Origin of the sequence: Amycolatopsis sp. cmx-11-32 (assembly GCF_047608695.1) — a bacterium.
Taxonomy (GTDB): domain Bacteria; phylum Actinomycetota; class Actinomycetes; order Mycobacteriales; family Pseudonocardiaceae; genus Amycolatopsis.
Genome location: NZ_JADNQN010000010.1, coordinates 280,542 through 297,194 on the forward strand (window position 1 = coordinate 280,542; position 16,653 = coordinate 297,194).

Sequence of the window (16,653 nt, forward strand, 5' to 3'; positions counted from 1 at the left end):
CTTTCGATCCAGCGTGGGCGGGGTCAGTCGAGGGCGGCGGTGGCGTCGGGCTTGACGGCGCGAATGCGCGCGATCGCCTGGTCTATTTCGCGGTTGCTCCAGCGCCGCCCCGGACGGGCAGGCGCGATGACGACGTCGGTGTTCCGAGACTGTTCCGCGTGGTGGCGTGCTAGGTCGCGGTCCACCGCGCTGGGGGTATCGCGCGTTACCGACCAGCCACAGTGGCAATACACGGAACTCATTCCGTTGTCATGGTTGACAATGCAATAACCGTTAACGTGGCACATCATCGGCTCCCGTTCATCGGACACGGCTCGCGCCGGGCATGGTATTCGGTTGTTGTTTCCGGTTTCCCCGGCGGTAACTCAATTACGACAATGTGGCGGGCGGTGAGTCAATCGATCGCGGCGGTAACGGTTGCGGCGACCACGGCCAACGGTGCACCGGTGAGCTGTACCCGCCATGCCTGCAACCGGTACCCGTCGCGGGTGAACGCGTACACGTCGAAACACGCCGCTCCGGCGTCCGTCACCGCGACCCGGGCGTTCCCGGTGGCATGGACGTAGTCGAACGAGACCCACAAGCCGGAACCCTTTCTGTGCGGCGCGAAACCGTGTCCGGTCAGGTAGGCAATCACCTCGTCTGTGGTTGCGTTCGCGGTTGTCATCACGGCTTCTCCGTTTCGGGATTTGTGGCGCTATAGGCATAGCTCGCGCCGGGTTTGGTATTTCGATTTGTTTTCCGGTTTTCCCGGTGACGCAACAAACGTAACTCTGACCCGGGCGCCGCGCAATAGGTTTTCGGGACGAATTCGCGGGAATTTTCGCGGTTTTACATACCGTCCGTTCGGAATCCGTATTCTCGGCGTTTCGCGAACGGTTTCCGCAGGTCCGGCGCCGATCGGGGTGGAGTCGGAGGTTGAGGGCGGACAGGCGGGGCCGCGAATGAAATAGGAATTCAGTAGTGAATTCAATAATAGAGAGACGAGAACACGATAAGGTGAGGTGTCATCAAAGGTGAGGGCAGGGTGAATCGAGTTCGATACGTCAGACACTGCTGCCCGGCCCGATGTGATTACCTGCTTGGTGTCAAGCGTGTCTGGGACACCATTGGATCCCCTTGTGCCAGGGATACGCTGCGCAAACGCGGGGCATGGGGGGATCCGGCTTAAGCGGATACCGGACGACGAGGTGTATCGGCCCGGGTATCGGCCCCGCCACTGGCAGACACGCTCCGCGCCTCCAGCCACGGACACGGTCGCTGCGTGTACTCGGCCAGGGCATGACACAGAGGGGCGAGCGCGTCGCGTGACTCGGTTTCGCCGCGCTGCTGCCTGCGTACGCCGCGGTGCGCGTGAATCCGCGTTCGCCGACGGCGCACTCGTCCCTCGCGTTGACTCCGTTTCTCGCTGACCGTCCGTAGATGACGTTTCCCTTGCCTCGCAATAGGTCAAGGACTCGTCGTGCATCGTCAGGTGAATAGGGCGGGCGGTAAGGTAGCGCGTGCGCACGGAGATACTTTTCTTTTGCCGCAAGGGTTTCGTCGTCGTCATCGACGCTAGCATCGTCGGCGGCAAAGGGCCCGTGGAGCGTCGAGGTATTTCACTATTCTCCATTGTGGGCAATGGAGTGCCTTTTCCCGGAGTTGCGGCTCCCCGGTCAGGTATGGGGCGGGTCATCGGATTCCGCGCCGGTGGTGCCGGTGTCGGAGATCCCGGTGTGGCGGGCGCGTAGCCGCCGTGCGAGCTCGGTGGTCTCCGGGGTGGGAGTGGTGTCGACTTCGGCCAGCCGGGTCTGCAGCAGCGTCACGGTGCGGGAGATGGCTTCGTGGCGGCCCACGGTGTGTTGCAGGCGCATGATGTCGCGGTAGAGCAGCTCGTTGTGCGGGTCGAACGCGCGCGCGGTTTCCAGCAGATCGAGCGTGTAGTCGGGGTCGGTGTGCACGCGGGCGCGGGCCAGGGCCGCGACAGCGTCCAGGGCGTCGCGGCGGGTGGCCTCCCGCGCGGCGGGGAGCCAGTCGGCGTCCAGCCCGTCGGCCAGCAGTCCGCCGTAGCGGGTGACGATCTCCTCGTAGGCCGCCAGCCGGTCGGTGTCGGTGGTCGCGGCCCGGCGGCGGGCGACCGCGTCGGCGAAGCCGCGGTAGTCGATCTCGACGAGGGCAGGATCGAGGCGGTACTGGCTGTGCTCGACAAGGACGAGCTCGCTGACCGCGCCCGCGGTGATGTCGCCGATCGCGCTGCGGATCCGGGAGAGGATGGTGCGCAGCACACCGGCCGGCCGCTGCGGGGTGTGCTCGCGCCACAGGGCGTCGACGAGCGCGTCCCTGGACACCCCATCAGGATGGACGGCCAGGAACACCAGCAGTTCCAGCAGACGCCGGGAGAAACGGTCTGAGATCTCGTGCAATAGCTCAGGCTGGGCGGGATCGGGCCGCCAGTACAGCGCGGGGGCGCCGAAGATCGAGAACACGATCGGCGCGGTCTCCGCGCCCGGCCCGTGGCTGTGCGCCGAGTCGGCGAACGGCGCGTCCGGAGGCTTGGTGACAGGCTCTGGTTCCACTTCGGGTGAGAGCGTGGGTGCCGCCTGTGTGTCGGCAGGGACGGGGCCGCTGGTGATTTCGAGGCTGTCGCCGCTGTCTGTGCCCGGCGCAGGCTCCGCATCGTGCGCCGGCGACGTGGAGGCCGGGGTGCTGGGCGGTTCCGCCTCACGGTGAGGCTCGGGGCGACGTTGTCGAGGCACGGGTTCGGCGTCGCGGAGGAGGGCGAGCAGGTCGCGGGTGGCGGTGTCGGGAAGGGTGAACGCCCGTGTGCCGCGTAGGGGCTCGCCGAGGCCAGGATTGGTGGCGGAGATGATCCCGGTGCTGGTGACGTAGGCGGAGACGCCGGGCTGCCATTGGCCCAGCAGCACCGCCGTCACACCAGCCTGGCCGCCGTTGTCCAGAAGCCCCTGCAGCCGGGCCCGATCATCCGTACCGGCCGGCGGGCTGGCGATCAGCACCTGCGGGGCCGCGGGTGGGGCCGCCTCTGGCGCGGCGGCGGGCTCGAGCAGGTCGAGGGCGGTGGTCAGGTCGTCGACCACCCGCACCGTGCGGGGAAGGTCCTCAGGCCGGACCGGGATGCCGAGCAAACGGACGAGGTCGCCTGCGGGAATCAGTACGGTGACCTCGGCGCCCCCGGTGAGTATCGTGAGGATCAGGGCGCGGGCCGCGGCGTAACCGCCGGGCCCGACTAGGCCGAGACCCTGCGCGCGGGCGAGGTCGAGCGCCAGTGTCTGCCCGCCGGCGGCCCCCGACACTTCGGTGTCCGGGGCGGTGGCGTCGTTGAGGGAGATCTCCGGCGCCACAATCGTCCGCCGCCCGGGTGTCGCTTCCGGCCTCCGGCTGCTGAGGATCTGCCGCTGGCCAGGCGGGAGCACCCGTACCGACCGCGAGCCGGTCCGGCGGGATGCCAGAGGCCGCTTGCCACGGTCGTCCTCGTTGACGGGAGCGCCCGCGGTGAGGTCGGGCTCCTCGGTCTCGGTGTCCAGGCTGAGGTCGTCGTCGTGGTGCCGAGCCTGCAGGTGCGCGAGGCGTAGCTGGTAGACCACCGGGGCGACGGGCAGGTCGTCTCCCCGTGTCCCGCTGCCTGGCCGGTAGTGGGCGTTGCGGCGGCGCCGCACGAGCACGAAGGCGGCGCTGGCCGCCGCGGCCAAGCCCAGGCTGACGAACAGCTCGTTGCCCCAGGACACGCTGCCGGGCCGATCCACTCGTTCTCCGGAAGAGTCCGGCTGGCTAGTCGCCGCCGGTGTGGCGGGCGTGCGGGATGCCGGAGTGTGGTCCTCGGTGATCGAGGGCGGCGCCGGGGACACAGACACCGGGGGAGTAGGCGGCGGCGTGGCGGGAGGAGGGGGTGGTTCGGTGTGCTGGTCTGGTTGGGGGCTGCAGGTTTCGGGCAGCCGGAACAGGTCACCGGGGTAAATGAGGTGCGGGTTGGTCAGGACTCGCCCGCTTGGCTGGATGCTGCCCGCGTTGAGCGCCCAGATCTCGGGCCAGCGGTCCCCATCGCCCAAGCAGCGGTCAGCGATACGCCACAACGAGTCGTGCACTCCGTTCTCGGGCAGGTGCGCCCTTTCCATCCCGGGTGGCGTGTCGTCCCCGGCTGCCACCGCAGGGGCGACTCGTGCCTGACCATCTCCGCCCACCGCCCGGGATGCGGGCGTGTTCCCAGCTAAGGAGGCCGGGGTGTGCCAGGCGGGAGCGGTGGCCACGGTCTGGCCGCGACCTTCGGCCGTGAGCCCGCCGGTCGTGGCCGCGGGCGCGGCGGTGGCGGTACGGCCGAGGACGGCGATCAGGATCGCGCCGAGGAGCACCGCCACCACGCGACGCAGCGGGCCGTTGTGCTCGCCCAGCTCGGACCAGTGAGCGCCGCGGGCGACCTCGACCAGGCAGGCGAAGGCATCGAGGGTGAAGAAGAACCACAGCAGCCAGGCCAGACACGCCAACGCATCCAGCAGGAACCCGCTGGACATGGGCTGCAGCAGCACCGCGCTCAGCTCGTCGGTGCCGGGCAAGTGATCAGGCAGCGGCCAGCCGACGAAGCGCACCAAGGCCCAAGGCAGGCCGATCGCCAGAGTGAGCAGGACGACCGACGCGAGTACGCCGCGCACCACACGTCCGACGAACCGGAGAACGGCCGCGACCACCCACCTGATGCGGTGGTGCGTGTCTGGTGGCCGCGCCGGGTTGCGGTGCGCAGGATGCGCCGTCATGTCCCCGCCACGGCGACACCGACAGGTGCGTCCGCACCAGCGCGAGATGTGGTGCCGACTGCGTGCGACGTGGACGCCTGCCCGTCCGTCGGTGCTCTCACCAGGGACGGTCGCTGACCCGCGTCGCTCTTCGTGCGGGTGTCGTTCTTCCCGTTGGCGGGCGGCCGCTTGCGCTTGGTGGTGGTGGTGGTGCGGGGCGACGTCCGGGCGGTCAGCCATCGGGTGAGGTCAGCGGCCGCGACGTCAGTGAACCGCGCCAGTTCGTCGACGTTGATGACGTCGCCAGCCGCGGCGAGGACGTCGCCGAGTTCTCGCTCGATGTCGCTGAGGTTCTTCGCGATGACGGCTCGGTGCTGCGCGAGTTCGCCAATCTGCTGTGCCGTAGCGGATCGCTTGGCGCTGCGGGCGGAATCGGCCTCTGCGACGCGGCGTTCGATCTCTTCAATCGTCGCCATTCTGTTCTCCTTCCTCGATAACGACCGCTGCCCTGCAGTAGGCGAGCGGCGGGGTGTGGTCATGGCTCCACGGAGCTGACCCCGCGCTGTGGATGGGCGGCGCCCCGTCCGTGGGTGTGGATGTCGTTGATGCCGACCAGCGAGAGCAGCTGGGTTCGGTAGGCAGCGGTGACCTCGACCGTCACGACGTCTCCGGCGACCTGCACCGTGCCGGTGGCGCCGATGCTCGCCAGATATTGCTGGGCGAGGTCACGCGCTCGGACCGGATCGATCCGGACCGTGCCGGTGGCGCGGTAGGTGGCGAGGTCGAGGGCTTGCGCGCCGGCGCGGGCCGCGGACTCGGCCTGCCCGCCGGCGCGGACCTTGCTCGCCAGGGCGAGGCCGCCGTCCAGGCTCAGGCCGGCCAGGGCGAGCAGCCCGATCAGCAGCGCGAGCACGAACGCGGTCACTCGGCCTTCCTCGGCGCACCACCACGTCCTCCACCTGGGAGGGAGGTGTCGGCGGGTCACGGTGTAGTCCAGGGGCCGGACCAGGATCGGTGATGGTCGACGACTTCGCTGGCGGTGGAGGCCAGGGTTTTTCCGCCGGGTACGCCGAGCAGGAGGGCTTGGCCGAAGTCGACGGTGCAGCGCACGGTGACGGTCACCGCTCCGGCAGGCGCCAGCGTGCCCGACAGGGTGGTGGTGACGTCGCGGCACACCAGTCCCGCCTGGGCGAGCGCGGCGCCGGCGGTGCCGCGTGCGGCGGCGATGGCGGCGGCTGTGCTGCGGTGCAGGGTGGCGGCGCGGGCGGCCTGGTGCGCGGCGTCGTCGAGCCGCAGCCGGGCGTCGACACCGCGATGAATCACCACGGCCAGGAACACCAGCAGCGCGACCATCAGCGGTGTCAGCAGCACGGCCTCCGCAGTCACCGATCCGCCCTCGGTGGCCCACCACTCCCGCGACCACACCCTCGACTGGCGGCGGCTCAGGTGCCTGGTCACGACCGGTCCTGTGTCGTCGGCGAGTCCGGTCCCGGGCAGAGTGGGAACAGGGGCGGCCGCGGCCACGTGGATCGTGGGCGTTCCCACGGGAACTCCCCGGCCCGGGTGATGTCACGGGCGGCCGTGACGTGTGCGAACACGTTCTGCGGCAACGCTTCAGCGTCCCGAGACAGGCCCCGGATCCGGTCGTGGCCGGGTAGAGCTGCCAGGGTGCGCCTGGTCCGGGCAGCGAGGTCCTGTCGCCGCAGTTTCGCTTCCCAGGCGCGGGCGAGCACCAGGCAGCCGCGCACGTGCCGGGCGACCTCGTCCAGGCTGTCGTCGATCTCGTCGACCGCCCGACGCGCCGCGCTGGCCAGGTCGTCGCCGGCGTCCGGATCGGACGCGAGTTCGTCGGCGAGCGCCCGCGCGTCCCGGCTACGGTCCAGGCAGCACAGGGCCTGCCACACCACCCGATGGGCTTCACCCGGCAAACCAGGGTCGATCCAGGCACGCGCGGGAGTCCGGTGCAGCTCATCCACTCCCGACAGCAACTCCTGAACCAGCGGTAAGGACGACGCACCCAGATCGGCGAAATCCCGGCTGCGGAAGCCTTCCCCGCGTGGAACCCGGGTTTGGGGGACGCCGTCGTAGTGGTCGCGGCCGTCGGCGATCAGGCGGCTCGCAACGCGCCAGCCGGCCAGGACCAGGGTCATGGCCGCGACGGCGAGAGCGAGTTTCTCGCCGAAGCCATGCCCAACCACCGAAGCGAGAACGGCCGCACCCGCACAAGAAAGTCCTTTGAGGACAGTCATCAGACGGAGGGCAGTGAGGGCTTGCCTGCGCCGCCATCGGCGCGCGGTCATGGCGGGACTGAGCAGCACGGTGTCCTGCCCATCTGGGAACACGCCGTCGAGTACCGGCGATACCGCGCCAGACGAGTCGTGGTGACGCATCGGTTCCTCCTTTCAGTCAAGCACCAGAACTTGGCTTCGGGACACGGAAATCTCAGCGGGAGCCGCCGATATCGGGCAGGAAGAGTTCGACCTCGCCGACGGTTTCGGCGTGCACGTGCAGGTGCACGCCGGGCAGGACCGCGGCGGCCTCGCCACGAATGCTCACCGACACCGAGGTCGCGTCGCGGGCGACGGTGAGCCGTGGGTCGCGCAGTGGCCCGGCGGCGAGATCGTCGAGCAGTCGCTGCCCCGCGGCGTGCCCGGCACCGGCGGTGCCGTCCTGGGTCCGTGCCGCGGCCAGGGCCTGGGACGCGGCGGCCTGGGCGACGTGGGTGGCGTGTGACCACACGGCGAACTGGATGATCGCCAGCAACATCAGCAGCAACAGTGGCATGGCGATGACCAGTTCGACGGTGACCTCGCCGCGGTCACCGGACACCGTGCGCTGGATGCGCCCGGCCAGACTCTGGGCACGCAGCGGCGAGGCAGCTCGGGTGAGCATGGTCAACCGCCGAGCCCGAGAGTGATCGAATTCGCCTTCGCTACCAGCTTCGCTGTGATGATCGCGATGATCGCGATCGCGGCGATGGCCATCAGGGCGGTGACGATGACGGTCGTGGTGATCTCGCCGCGTTCAGGATCGGCCCGCAGCAACGCGATCCTCGTCCGCGTCACCGTCCACATCGCACGAGCGTATTGCGACATAACTCGTCCTTTTTTCTGTTGCCGTGCAACGTATTTATCGGCAGAGGTCGGGAGCATTGTGGTATCCAATCTTCTGAAATCGTGAACTCATAAACTTCCTAGAGCCCGTTGAGGACCTGGATGACAGCGGGATAGGCGATGAATCCCAAGAATCCGAGGAACAGCAACGTCACCGGCAGGGCCATGCGTTCGGTCGCGGCCTGAGCCTCGGTCTCGGCATCGGTGACCTGATAAGTCCGCAGCGCTTGGGCTTTCGCCGCCAGGGACGCGCGGACACGGGCTCCTTCGGTGCCGGCCAGGGAGATCGACGCGGCGAGTTCGGCGAGTTCGGTGATGTCGAGTTCCTCGCCGAGCCGGCGCAGCGTGACCCAGGGGGTGGTGCGGGTCAGCTGCGCGGCGTGCAGTGCGCGGCGGATCTTGTCGAACGCCGGCCCTGTCCCGACGGCCGCGGCGTCGACAAGGGCGGCCTCGACCCCGGCACCCCCGGCGAGGGTGATCCAGACGAGGTCGAGGAACGCGGAGAGCGCGTCGCGGAACTCGCGCCGCAACCGGATGGCCTTCGCCCGCACCTCGAGGTCCGGGGTCACGAAGCCGAGCGCGGCGAGCGCGAGCCCGGCCAGCAACGGCACCTCCGCCGCCAACGACAACCCGACCAGAGCCAGTAGCGCCTGCAACAGCCACGGCGCCAGTAGCCCGGCTACGGCGAGCACAGCTTTCGACGCCAGATGGGTATCGACACCGCGGCCGGTGACCCGCAGATCGGCCTCGGTCTTCGCGCCGGGCAGGCCGAGCATCCGCAGGCAAGGAACGAAGATCCTGCCCCAGGTACGCACCCAGGCGTCGTCTGCGGCGAGGAGGATCGGCGTGGCCTGCCCTCGAGCGATCCGGGAGAGTTGGTCGCTCAGGGCTGGGCGCGGCGGAAAGGCCCAGGTCAGAAGCAGCCACAGACCGGCACCAGCACCTGCGCCGAACAGCAGAGCGGGAATCATGAGCGCTCACCTCCGCCAGCGGTCGCGTCGCGGTCTCGCGCTCCGGTGGTCTCCGGGGTGTCCAGGGCGAGCCCCCTGGTCGGTTCTCCGCTGGTGGCGATCCGGGCGAGCCAGGCGAACCCGGCCGCGAACAAGCTCGCGATGAGCAGCAGGACGATCTGGCCGGTGGCGGTGTTGTAGACGTCGAGGTAGGCGCGGTTGAACACCACGACCCCGGCGGCAAATACGAGCGTGGTGGCGACGATGACCCGTACCGAGGTTCGGGTCCGGGCGCGGCCGGTCTCCACGCGCATGCGCATCGCGGCCTGTTCGCGGGCGGTGGTGGCCAGGGAGCCGAGCAGGTCGCCGAGCTGGCGGGCCTGGTGCTCGGCCGCGAGCACGAGGGCGGCGAGGACGAGGTCCGCGGTCGGGTCGTCCAGCTCGCGCGCCAGCGTGCGCAGGGCCGGCGCCAGACGTTGCCCGCTTTCCAGCCTCGCGGCGAGGATGGTGACCTCGCCGCGGATGGCCGCGGGCGCGAGCGGGGCGGTGGCGAGGATGGCTTGCTCGAGCCCCGCCGCGGCGGAGAGGACGTCACGCAGCATCTCCGTCCACGACGCGATCGCCTCGATCCTCGCGACCCGTCGCTGTTGAGCGCGGTCCGGGCCGACCAGCCGGGGCAGGAACCACACCGCCGCCGTGGCCAGCACCGCGCCGACCACCCACCCCGTCGCCGTCCCGGTCAGCACGCCCGCGCCGACCGCCACGACCACACGCAGCAGCGCCTGCCGGTCCCCGGCCTGGCCACGGACTGCACGACCCAGGCCGGTACGCCGCGAAGGCGCTGACACCACAGGGGTTCGGCGCCAGGAGGTCGCGATCAGCAGCAGGCCGACGGCGGCACCCAAGCCGAGCGCGGCGGCGAGCATGGTGGTGGTGTCGATGTTCATGGCGTCCACCACCCCTCCGGACGGGCCAGCAGGTCGGGGTCGAATCCGGCGGCGACAAGGTCGTCGAGGGTGTCGGCACGCAGGGCGCCGGCCACCGGGACGGCGCGGCGGTCCGGGCCGCGGCGGTAGACCTCGTTGGAGATCACCGCCCCGTCCTCGGCGTCGATCACCTCCCGGATCGAGGCGATCACCCGCGTCGTCCGGTCGACGGCTCGGTCGAGGTGAACCACGAAATGCACCGCAGACGCGACAAGCAGCGCGGTGGCTTCGAGCGGGAGCCGCTCCGGGCCCTGGGCGGCATAGGAGGCCAGCCGGGTGAACGCGATCTTCGAACTACTGGCATGGAGGGTGGCCATGGAGCCGTCATTGCCCTGCGACATGGCGTTGCACATCGGAATGACCTCAGACCCGCGGATCTCGCCGACGATGACCCGGTCCGGCGACATCCGCAGGCCCCAACGGACCAGCTCCGCCTGATCGATTGCACCCTCGCCCTCGACGTTGGGTTCGCGGGCCTGCAGGGCGGTGACATCGGCGTGCAGCTCGGGATCCCGGTCGAGACCGAGTTCGAAGGCGTCCTCGACCGTGACGATCCGCTCCAGCGGGTCCATCTCCGCCGCCAGGCCCCGCAGGAGCGTGGTCTTCCCTGCGCCGGTGCCGCCGGTGATCAGCACGTTCTTCCGCGCCCGCACCATCGCGCGCAAGAACCGCTCCAGACCGATGTCGAGAGTGCCGCGGCGACGTAACTGCGGAAGGGTGGCGGTGAGGTAGCCGTGCCGGCGGATCGTGCACGCCGTCACCCCACCCGCCGTCAAACCAAGGACAGCGAAAAGCCGCTCGCCGCCGGGCAGCTGAAGATTCAGCGCCGGACTGCCGCGATCGAACCTGCGCTCCTCCGACGACGCCCGCGCGGCGAGGCCGCGGATCAGGTCGGTGAGTTCGAGGTTCGACGCCGCCACCGGCGCCACCTGGGCACGGCGGCCGTCGTTGTACTGCACGAACACCCGGTCGTAACGGTTGACCGCGATCGTCTCCACCGACCGATCCGCCAGCAGAGGCTGCAGACCGCCCAAGCCGAACACCTCATCCAGAACCTGGTCGACGACCCGCTGCTCCCTAGCCGAATCCACCAGGGCACGCCCGGCCAGGAGTTCGGCCTCACTGTGTGCGGCGACCGCTGTGTCGAGGACCTCGCGGCCGATCTCGCGACGCCGCGCCACGCTCAACGCACCGCCGATCGCGCGGGACACGGTCTCGACCCGGCCGGGCAGGTCCGTGGCCAACGCCTGCCGGAGCCGGGCGCGCAACCGCTGCTCGGCATCCTCCGAACCGGTCGCGGCGGGAGGCGCTGCGGGGTGATCGGTCTGAGTCATGCGAGTGGTTCCTTCCCGGCAGTGCTGGGCTGATGGCCGTTGCGCCGCGGATCACTCACCTGCGGCGGCGTGGACGCCGGGAACGACGAGTGAGGTCCGTGTCCGGGCGCGATGATGACGCCGCCGGGCTGGCGCACCTGCTGGGCAGGCACTCCTGGCACACCGGCTGGAGTGCTCGCAAACGGCGGCCCGGCTGGGGCGGCAGGTTCGGCCAGGGTGCGGGCAAGAGCGGCCGCGTGGCGGGCAAGGCCACCGCTGTTGCCGCGCCGGCGGGCCGGTGGCGGCCGGTGACCGGTCACGGTCGCGGCAGCGACCGGGTCGTACGGGAGACGCCCGATCGCGGGCACCCCCAGCTCACGCTCCACATCGGTGGTCGGATAACCATCACCGGTCAGCAGCAAGCCGGGACGTGGCGTCCAGCGCGCCAGCTCCCCCAGCCGCACCGCGACGTGGGCGAGGTCGTCGCCTTGGGTGCCAGTCACCAACACCAGAACATCGGCGCGGCGCGCGATCGCCTCGGCCGGTGATCCCGGATCCACCCGCCCGCAATCCGCGAACACCACCACACTCGGGTCGCGGGCTACGACGGGCAGCAGCGGCCCGTCCGGGGCCGTGGCCAGGGTCGACAGCGCGGCACGCGCGTGCGTACCACCCGGCGGGGCCACCAGCGCGCGGGCGCCGCCGGGCAGCGCCTGGGTGTGGTCCCACACCACCGCGGGATCACGGGTGCGGCGTGCCGCGGCGGCGAGGCTCACCAGCCCTGGGGCGGCCGGCAGGCCGAACCGCATCGCCAGATCACCCCCGGACGGGTCGACCTCGGCGACCAGACGGCACGTGCTCTCGGCGCGCGGCCACGTCATGGCCAGCGCGACGGCCAAAGTGGTCACGCCCGGCGAGCCTTTTACCGAGCACAAGGCGATCAGCATCACCGCTCACCGCCCGCCGGTTGCATCACCAACGCCAACTGCCCGGCCGGAACCTGAGCCAGCTGTGACGCCCCGCTCGTGTCGAGATCCAGCGACACCACGGTGGTCTGATCCGTGCCTGCTGGGGTGACCCCGACCACCGTGGCACGCCAGGACATTCCCGGTGCTTGTCCGGTGGCCGAGGTTCCTGCCGCGGTGGCGGCGGTCACGACGACGGTCACCGGGGTACCGGCGGCCAGCTCGGGCGGTGCCTGCCCCGGCTTCACGGCGACCGCGACCACCGCTCGGCCCACTGCGGGGAGCGCGGCAGCGCCCACCGCGTCCGGCGTCAGCAGCGTTCCCGCGCCGAGGCTGGTCGCCATCGGCCGTCCCAGCACACTCGCTGCCCGATCAGCCGGAATCAGTGCTACGCCCGGCGCGGCGGCCATGTCGATGCTGCGCAGGTCCGCGGGCGTCAGTACGTGCCCGAGCGGGACCGGCTTCGCCAGCGCCAGCACCGGAACCCGGTCCTGGGTGCTGGTCGTCCACCACACCCCGCCACCGACACACAGCACCACCAGCAGCACCCCCGCCACCAGATGCGGCAACCGGCGCCGCCCCCTGCGCGCAGCCGACCTCGACGGCGACCCCGAGGAATCCAGCCACGGCACCGGCCGGGCTTCACCGGTCGCGCTGTCGCCGCGCGCGGAACTGTCAGTACTGGTCACGAGAAACCCCTCCAGGCATAGCTCACCCGCACCACGTATTCACCCGGCCAGAAGATGAGGCCGCGAATACACGGTCAGGAAAAGAAAAGGGAAACTGCTGATTCAGTTGGGGACGTCGTCCGGGTTATCCGGTGCCCAAGGCTTGAGCTTCGGCGACCCGGGAGGACGCCGCTGCGCTGGTGGTCATGTCCGGGAACGTGCCCGACGCCCCGGCACCCGACCACGTGATCCGCCACGAGACCGTCGCCACGGCAGGAAACCGCTCGCCCGGCGCACCGGCCGACGAACGCTGGTAGGTGTGGCCGCAATCGGGGGACGCCGCCCGCGGATCACCGTGGGCGGGGAACGGTGTGCCCGGCCCAGCGCAGGCCACGGTGCTGCCATCGCCCATTGCCCAGGACACCGAGGTCGGGGTCGCGGTCGCGGTGACTGACACCCCGGGAACCGAAGCCGTCGCCGACCGCGGCCGCCACATCGCCCGGTCCAACCACAACCACGTCGGCAGCTGCACCAGCTGGGTTCCTGCCGGACTTGAGCCAATCACCGGGCTCGGCAACCGCAGCTGCGACCGCGCCTGCTCGGCCAACTCTTCTGGCGAGGGCAGCGGCGCGGCACCTGGTGCCTGACCATCGGGAATCCACACCGGCGCCCGGTAGAGCGCGTCCCGCTGCCCCTGACCGAAACACTGATAGACGTACCACGCGCCGCCCGGACCTGGACCTTGCGCCAGCACCACATCTTGGGGCCGCGAACGGGCCAGCGACACGAACTGCACCGCACCAGAACCCCAGCGGTGTCGGTGGAAGCGGACCGTCTGCACACCGTTCGCCGGTGGCTGGTAGTTACTGCGCACGTACGAGCAATCAGCTTGGTTGCTGTTGCCGCCGACGATTCGATCGCCTTGCGGTGGCGGGGCCGTGCCCTGGCCCCCAGCCTGCGATTTCGGCGCACCAGGTTTCGGGGCTGGACCCGGTCGCGGGGCGGGGTGCCCGCCGCCGCGCCCTGCGTTGAGGTCACAGTAAGGCGAGGGATCGTTGCTGCAGTCGACACTGCCCCAGCCGCCGGCTAAAGCTGGTGTTGTCGCGCAGAGGAACAACGCGAAGGCGAGGCCGGTGGTTGTAACCGTTCTCCCTAACATGTTCCTACGTCCTGAATCGCGAAGTCGGTGATTTTCCAGGACCCATCGACCGCCTTTTTTGCCATGGCGTTGATGTGCCGACGCCCTCCCGGGCCGTCGTTGGCCGGCTGGCCGTCATCCGCACGGTACTTGATCCAGCGGCTGTCATCGCCGCAGTCCACAATGTTCACCGTGGTCGGATTGTCGGCGGGTTCGACGGATTTAACCGTGGGGGCGTTCTCCGGCTTCCCCTTGGTGACGAGTCCGTTGTAGTGGTCGGCATACAAGCCACGAGAGATCTTCGACAGCGCTTCAGCTGTTGCGTTCTGGACCAATTTCGGCGATTGCCAGTCCGAGGTCGTCGCGGCTTCGGCCATGTCGCTCCACATGCCCAGATAGGCGGCAGTGGCCTTCTGTTTGGCGATGTCGGCGGGCGAGGCGGCTGTGGTGCTGGGGGCGAGTGGCGGTGCCGGCGTCGTGGAAGCCGGAGTTGCGATGTTGTCTGGGCTGCAGGCGCTCAAGCCAAGCCCGGCCGCGGCGGCAAGGACAGTCAGGGCGAGGCGGGTGCTGCGGTAGTGGATCATTAGAGTCCCCCGTGTCGTCGACGGTCGCAGGTCAGCGTGGGCGAGCCACACCGCCGTGACGCTCCACTGCAGCGGGTTCACCTCAAAACCGACTTTCGTGGTGATGGCGCTCCGGGCAGCAGCTCTCGCATGAAGTTCACCCGTTGGTTTGAGAGCCGGTCGATCGGAAGACCGGGCGGGCACGATGGCGTACAAGGTGATTCTGTAAGGGGTGGAGGACTCGTGCAGCTGACGACGAGCAGCTGGTGGTGGTGGAGTGGCTGCGCTGCCGCTGGCCTGGTGCTCGGTGCGGCGGCGAGCGGTCTCACGCGCCGGTTCCTGCGACAGCAGCGGCCACTGGCCGAGGCATGGTGGTTTGGCGGGATGCTCACGGCCGCCGCACTGGGGTTGCTGGGCTGGCGTGTCGAAGCCCGCGGCGAACTCGCCGTCTATGGGTTCGTGGCTGTGCTGGCGGTTCCCTTGGCGGTAATCGACTGGTGCGAACACCGGCTGCCCCGGGCATTGCTGTGGCCGCAGCTTGCCGGTGCCACGCTGGGGTTCGTGGTGCTGTGCTTGGTCCGTCACGACCCCGCCTCGGGTGTTCGAGCGCTTGCCGCACTCGGCACAGGTGGTGGGCTGTTCCTGATCCTTGCCGTGGCCACCGGCGGGGGTGTCGGTGCCGGCGACGTCAGCGCCGCCGCCGTGGTCGGTCTGGTGACCGGTTGGATCGGCTGGGTCCAGGTCGCTGGAGCGCTGCTGACGGCCTCGCTGCTCGCGTTGGTGATGGTCGCTGCGCCCGGCGTCCGACGCCGTGATGAAGACGGCGCCACAATGGTGCCTTTCGGGCCATGTCTCCTGGCGGGCGCGCTGGTCATGGTGCTGGCAAACGTATAGAACGCCTGTCGCCGTGTGATGCGACTCCTTGGATACCTGGCTCGTCATCGTTCTTCCCTACTTCCTGACAACGCTCGTAGCGGGACCGTCCTACCGGCTGACTTAGTCCGCCTGCGGGGTCGCCGGGGTGGCGCTTGAGGGGAGGGGCGCCACCCCGGCGGCTTCCGCCGGTCCCCCGATGACAACGACGGAGCACTTGTTGTCGGCGGTTAGTTGGGGTGCGGCGTGACGGGCCAAACTGGGGCGGAGAGCTTGGACTCCCGCCACGCCGCGTCCGGGGCGCAGACCTCCCCGGAGCGCCAGAGCCACCGCCGATCAGCAAGTACCGGGTCAGCGATGACGACTCTGGCGAGTCTCGATCACGCGGGGCCGTAATAACCCGGGATGCAGCGTGTACCTCCGTTCCACCAGGCACCAATCACCCGCCACTTGATGACCGGCTGGAGATTGGTCGTGCCGGGCCCAACGCAGTAGTGGAAAATACTGCCCCAGAAATCCTCGACGTCCAGCATCACCGTGGACCCGGTACCGCCGTCGCAGTGCCGGTACTTTCCCCAGCCGAGATAGCCACATCCCTCGCTGACGGTGACGGGACCGCGAGCCACTGTTTCCGTTGCGGTGGCGATGTTTGCCGTCACACCTGATCCCGCGACCGCGAGTGCGGCGACCGCTCCTGCCAGACCGTATCGGACCGCACGAGTCCGCGAAGTTCCAATCATATCCTCAACCCCTTAAGAGTAATGGAAGTGAATAGTCGAACAACGAGCCACTGGCAATCCACGAGATCGATGAAATTGCGATCTGCGGCAGGTTGCGTTGTTCTGCTATTCACTATCCATCGTCGCGAGACGAGCGGGAACCCGTCTGGCGAGCACAACGTTGTGCCGATTCTGTGTTGATCTTGTCCTGACCCTGTCAAGACGAAAACGGTTTCCATTAGTCTTGACTACGCCCAGAAACAAGGAGACAACGAGGCATGCAGCGTCGAAACCAGTGAGCCCAGCCAGATCTATCCTGGCTGGGCTCACACTGAAGGTCAGATTTATGAATTAGAGTGCACGTGTCAGCATAGCTGCACGACAGGACAGCCATCGCGTTCAACCGTGGTTGCGGATGCTTTATCGCGCCCACGAAATCAAGGGCCGAATTGGATCAGCGGGCGCATTCTTAGCCGCCCACTCAGGCCTATCGCGCAACGCGGCGCGCGCGCGAATGTCCGTGGCCAGTGAATACTCCCCATAGGCGGCCAGATAAGGCCCCGCTGATGGCCACCGGGTTCCCCGTAGACGGCCAGATATCTCCCCGGTAGAGAGTCCGGGATGTCGTGCGGCAAGGCTGC

18 protein-coding genes are annotated in these 16,653 nt (G+C 69.2%); 1 reads left to right on the forward strand and 17 read right to left on the reverse strand.

Annotated features, from left to right (window positions below; genetic code table 11):
• Positions 1-23: 23 nt before the first annotated feature.
• From ACM6LR_RS28170 to ACM6LR_RS28245, 16 genes are all read right to left on the reverse strand, one after another.
• On the reverse strand, positions 24-311 hold the full coding sequence (locus ACM6LR_RS28170) for a hypothetical protein (RefSeq protein ID WP_414944878.1): 288 nt from the start codon (positions 309-311) through the stop codon (positions 24-26).
• Positions 312-394: 83 nt separating this feature from the next.
• A complete protein-coding gene (locus ACM6LR_RS28175; RefSeq protein WP_414944879.1) occupies positions 395-667 on the reverse strand; it encodes a hypothetical protein in 273 nt (90 codons plus the stop codon).
• 991 nt (positions 668-1,658) lie between these two features.
• Positions 1,659-4,745 (reverse strand): BTAD domain-containing putative transcriptional regulator, encoded by a 3,087-nt coding sequence (locus ACM6LR_RS28180; protein ID WP_414944880.1) that lies wholly within the window; start codon positions 4,743-4,745, stop codon positions 1,659-1,661.
• Complete coding sequence (locus ACM6LR_RS28185; RefSeq protein ID WP_414944881.1) at positions 4,742-5,200, reverse strand: hypothetical protein; 459 nt, start codon at positions 5,198-5,200, stop codon at positions 4,742-4,744. Before ACM6LR_RS28185 ends, ACM6LR_RS28180 begins: the two co-directional genes overlap by 4 nt.
• Positions 5,201-5,259: 59 nt before the next feature.
• Entirely contained in the window at positions 5,260-5,649 is a 390-nt protein-coding gene (locus ACM6LR_RS28190) for a hypothetical protein (RefSeq protein ID WP_414944882.1), read from the reverse strand.
• A gap of 56 nt (positions 5,650-5,705) precedes the next feature.
• A complete protein-coding gene (locus ACM6LR_RS28195) occupies positions 5,706-6,182 on the reverse strand; it encodes a TadE/TadG family type IV pilus assembly protein (RefSeq protein WP_414944883.1) in 477 nt (158 codons plus the stop codon).
• Positions 6,179-7,114, reverse strand: coding sequence for a hypothetical protein (locus ACM6LR_RS28200; RefSeq protein ID WP_414944884.1), 936 nt, complete (start codon positions 7,112-7,114; stop codon positions 6,179-6,181). The genes ACM6LR_RS28195 and ACM6LR_RS28200 overlap by 4 nt, the downstream gene beginning before the upstream one ends.
• Before the next feature lie 52 nt (positions 7,115-7,166).
• Complete coding sequence (locus tag ACM6LR_RS28205) at positions 7,167-7,616, reverse strand: TadE/TadG family type IV pilus assembly protein (protein WP_414944885.1); 450 nt, start codon at positions 7,614-7,616, stop codon at positions 7,167-7,169.
• 2 nt (positions 7,617-7,618) lie between these two features.
• Positions 7,619-7,798 (reverse strand): hypothetical protein, encoded by a 180-nt coding sequence (locus ACM6LR_RS28210; RefSeq protein ID WP_414944886.1) that lies wholly within the window; start codon positions 7,796-7,798, stop codon positions 7,619-7,621.
• 119 nt (positions 7,799-7,917) lie between these two features.
• Positions 7,918-8,808: a type II secretion system F family protein gene (locus ACM6LR_RS28215; protein ID WP_414944887.1), complete on the reverse strand. Its 891-nt coding sequence runs from the start codon at positions 8,806-8,808 to the stop codon at positions 7,918-7,920.
• Complete coding sequence (locus ACM6LR_RS28220) at positions 8,805-9,734, reverse strand: type II secretion system F family protein (protein ID WP_414944888.1); 930 nt, start codon at positions 9,732-9,734, stop codon at positions 8,805-8,807. The genes ACM6LR_RS28215 and ACM6LR_RS28220 overlap by 4 nt, the downstream gene beginning before the upstream one ends.
• Positions 9,731-11,107 (reverse strand): CpaF family protein, encoded by a 1,377-nt coding sequence (locus ACM6LR_RS28225; RefSeq protein ID WP_414944889.1) that lies wholly within the window; start codon positions 11,105-11,107, stop codon positions 9,731-9,733. The genes ACM6LR_RS28220 and ACM6LR_RS28225 overlap by 4 nt, the downstream gene beginning before the upstream one ends.
• On the reverse strand, positions 11,104-11,994 hold the full coding sequence (locus tag ACM6LR_RS28230) for a MinD/ParA family ATP-binding protein (protein WP_414944890.1): 891 nt from the start codon (positions 11,992-11,994) through the stop codon (positions 11,104-11,106). The genes ACM6LR_RS28225 and ACM6LR_RS28230 overlap by 4 nt, the downstream gene beginning before the upstream one ends.
• Positions 11,995-12,032: 38 nt before the next feature.
• The gene (locus ACM6LR_RS28235; protein WP_414944891.1) at positions 12,033-12,740 is read right to left on the reverse strand and encodes an SAF domain-containing protein; all 708 of its coding nucleotides are present in this window, start codon (positions 12,738-12,740) and stop codon (positions 12,033-12,035) included.
• Positions 12,741-12,864: 124 nt separating this feature from the next.
• Positions 12,865-13,593 (reverse strand): hypothetical protein, encoded by a 729-nt coding sequence (locus tag ACM6LR_RS28240; protein ID WP_414944892.1) that lies wholly within the window; start codon positions 13,591-13,593, stop codon positions 12,865-12,867.
• A 278-nt stretch (positions 13,594-13,871) separates the two neighbouring features.
• On the reverse strand, positions 13,872-14,441 hold the full coding sequence (locus ACM6LR_RS28245; RefSeq protein ID WP_414944893.1) for a hypothetical protein: 570 nt from the start codon (positions 14,439-14,441) through the stop codon (positions 13,872-13,874).
• Positions 14,442-14,663: 222 nt separating this feature from the next.
• Between ACM6LR_RS28245 and ACM6LR_RS28250 the strand changes: the two genes are divergently transcribed.
• On the forward strand, positions 14,664-15,314 hold the full coding sequence (locus ACM6LR_RS28250) for a prepilin peptidase (protein WP_414944894.1): 651 nt from the start codon (positions 14,664-14,666) through the stop codon (positions 15,312-15,314).
• Positions 15,315-15,673: 359 nt separating this feature from the next.
• Here the strand turns inward: ACM6LR_RS28250 and ACM6LR_RS28255 are convergent, their stop codons facing one another.
• Entirely contained in the window at positions 15,674-15,952 is a 279-nt protein-coding gene (locus ACM6LR_RS28255) for a DUF6355 family natural product biosynthesis protein (RefSeq protein WP_414944895.1), read from the reverse strand.
• Positions 15,953-16,653: the final 701 nt, after the last annotated feature.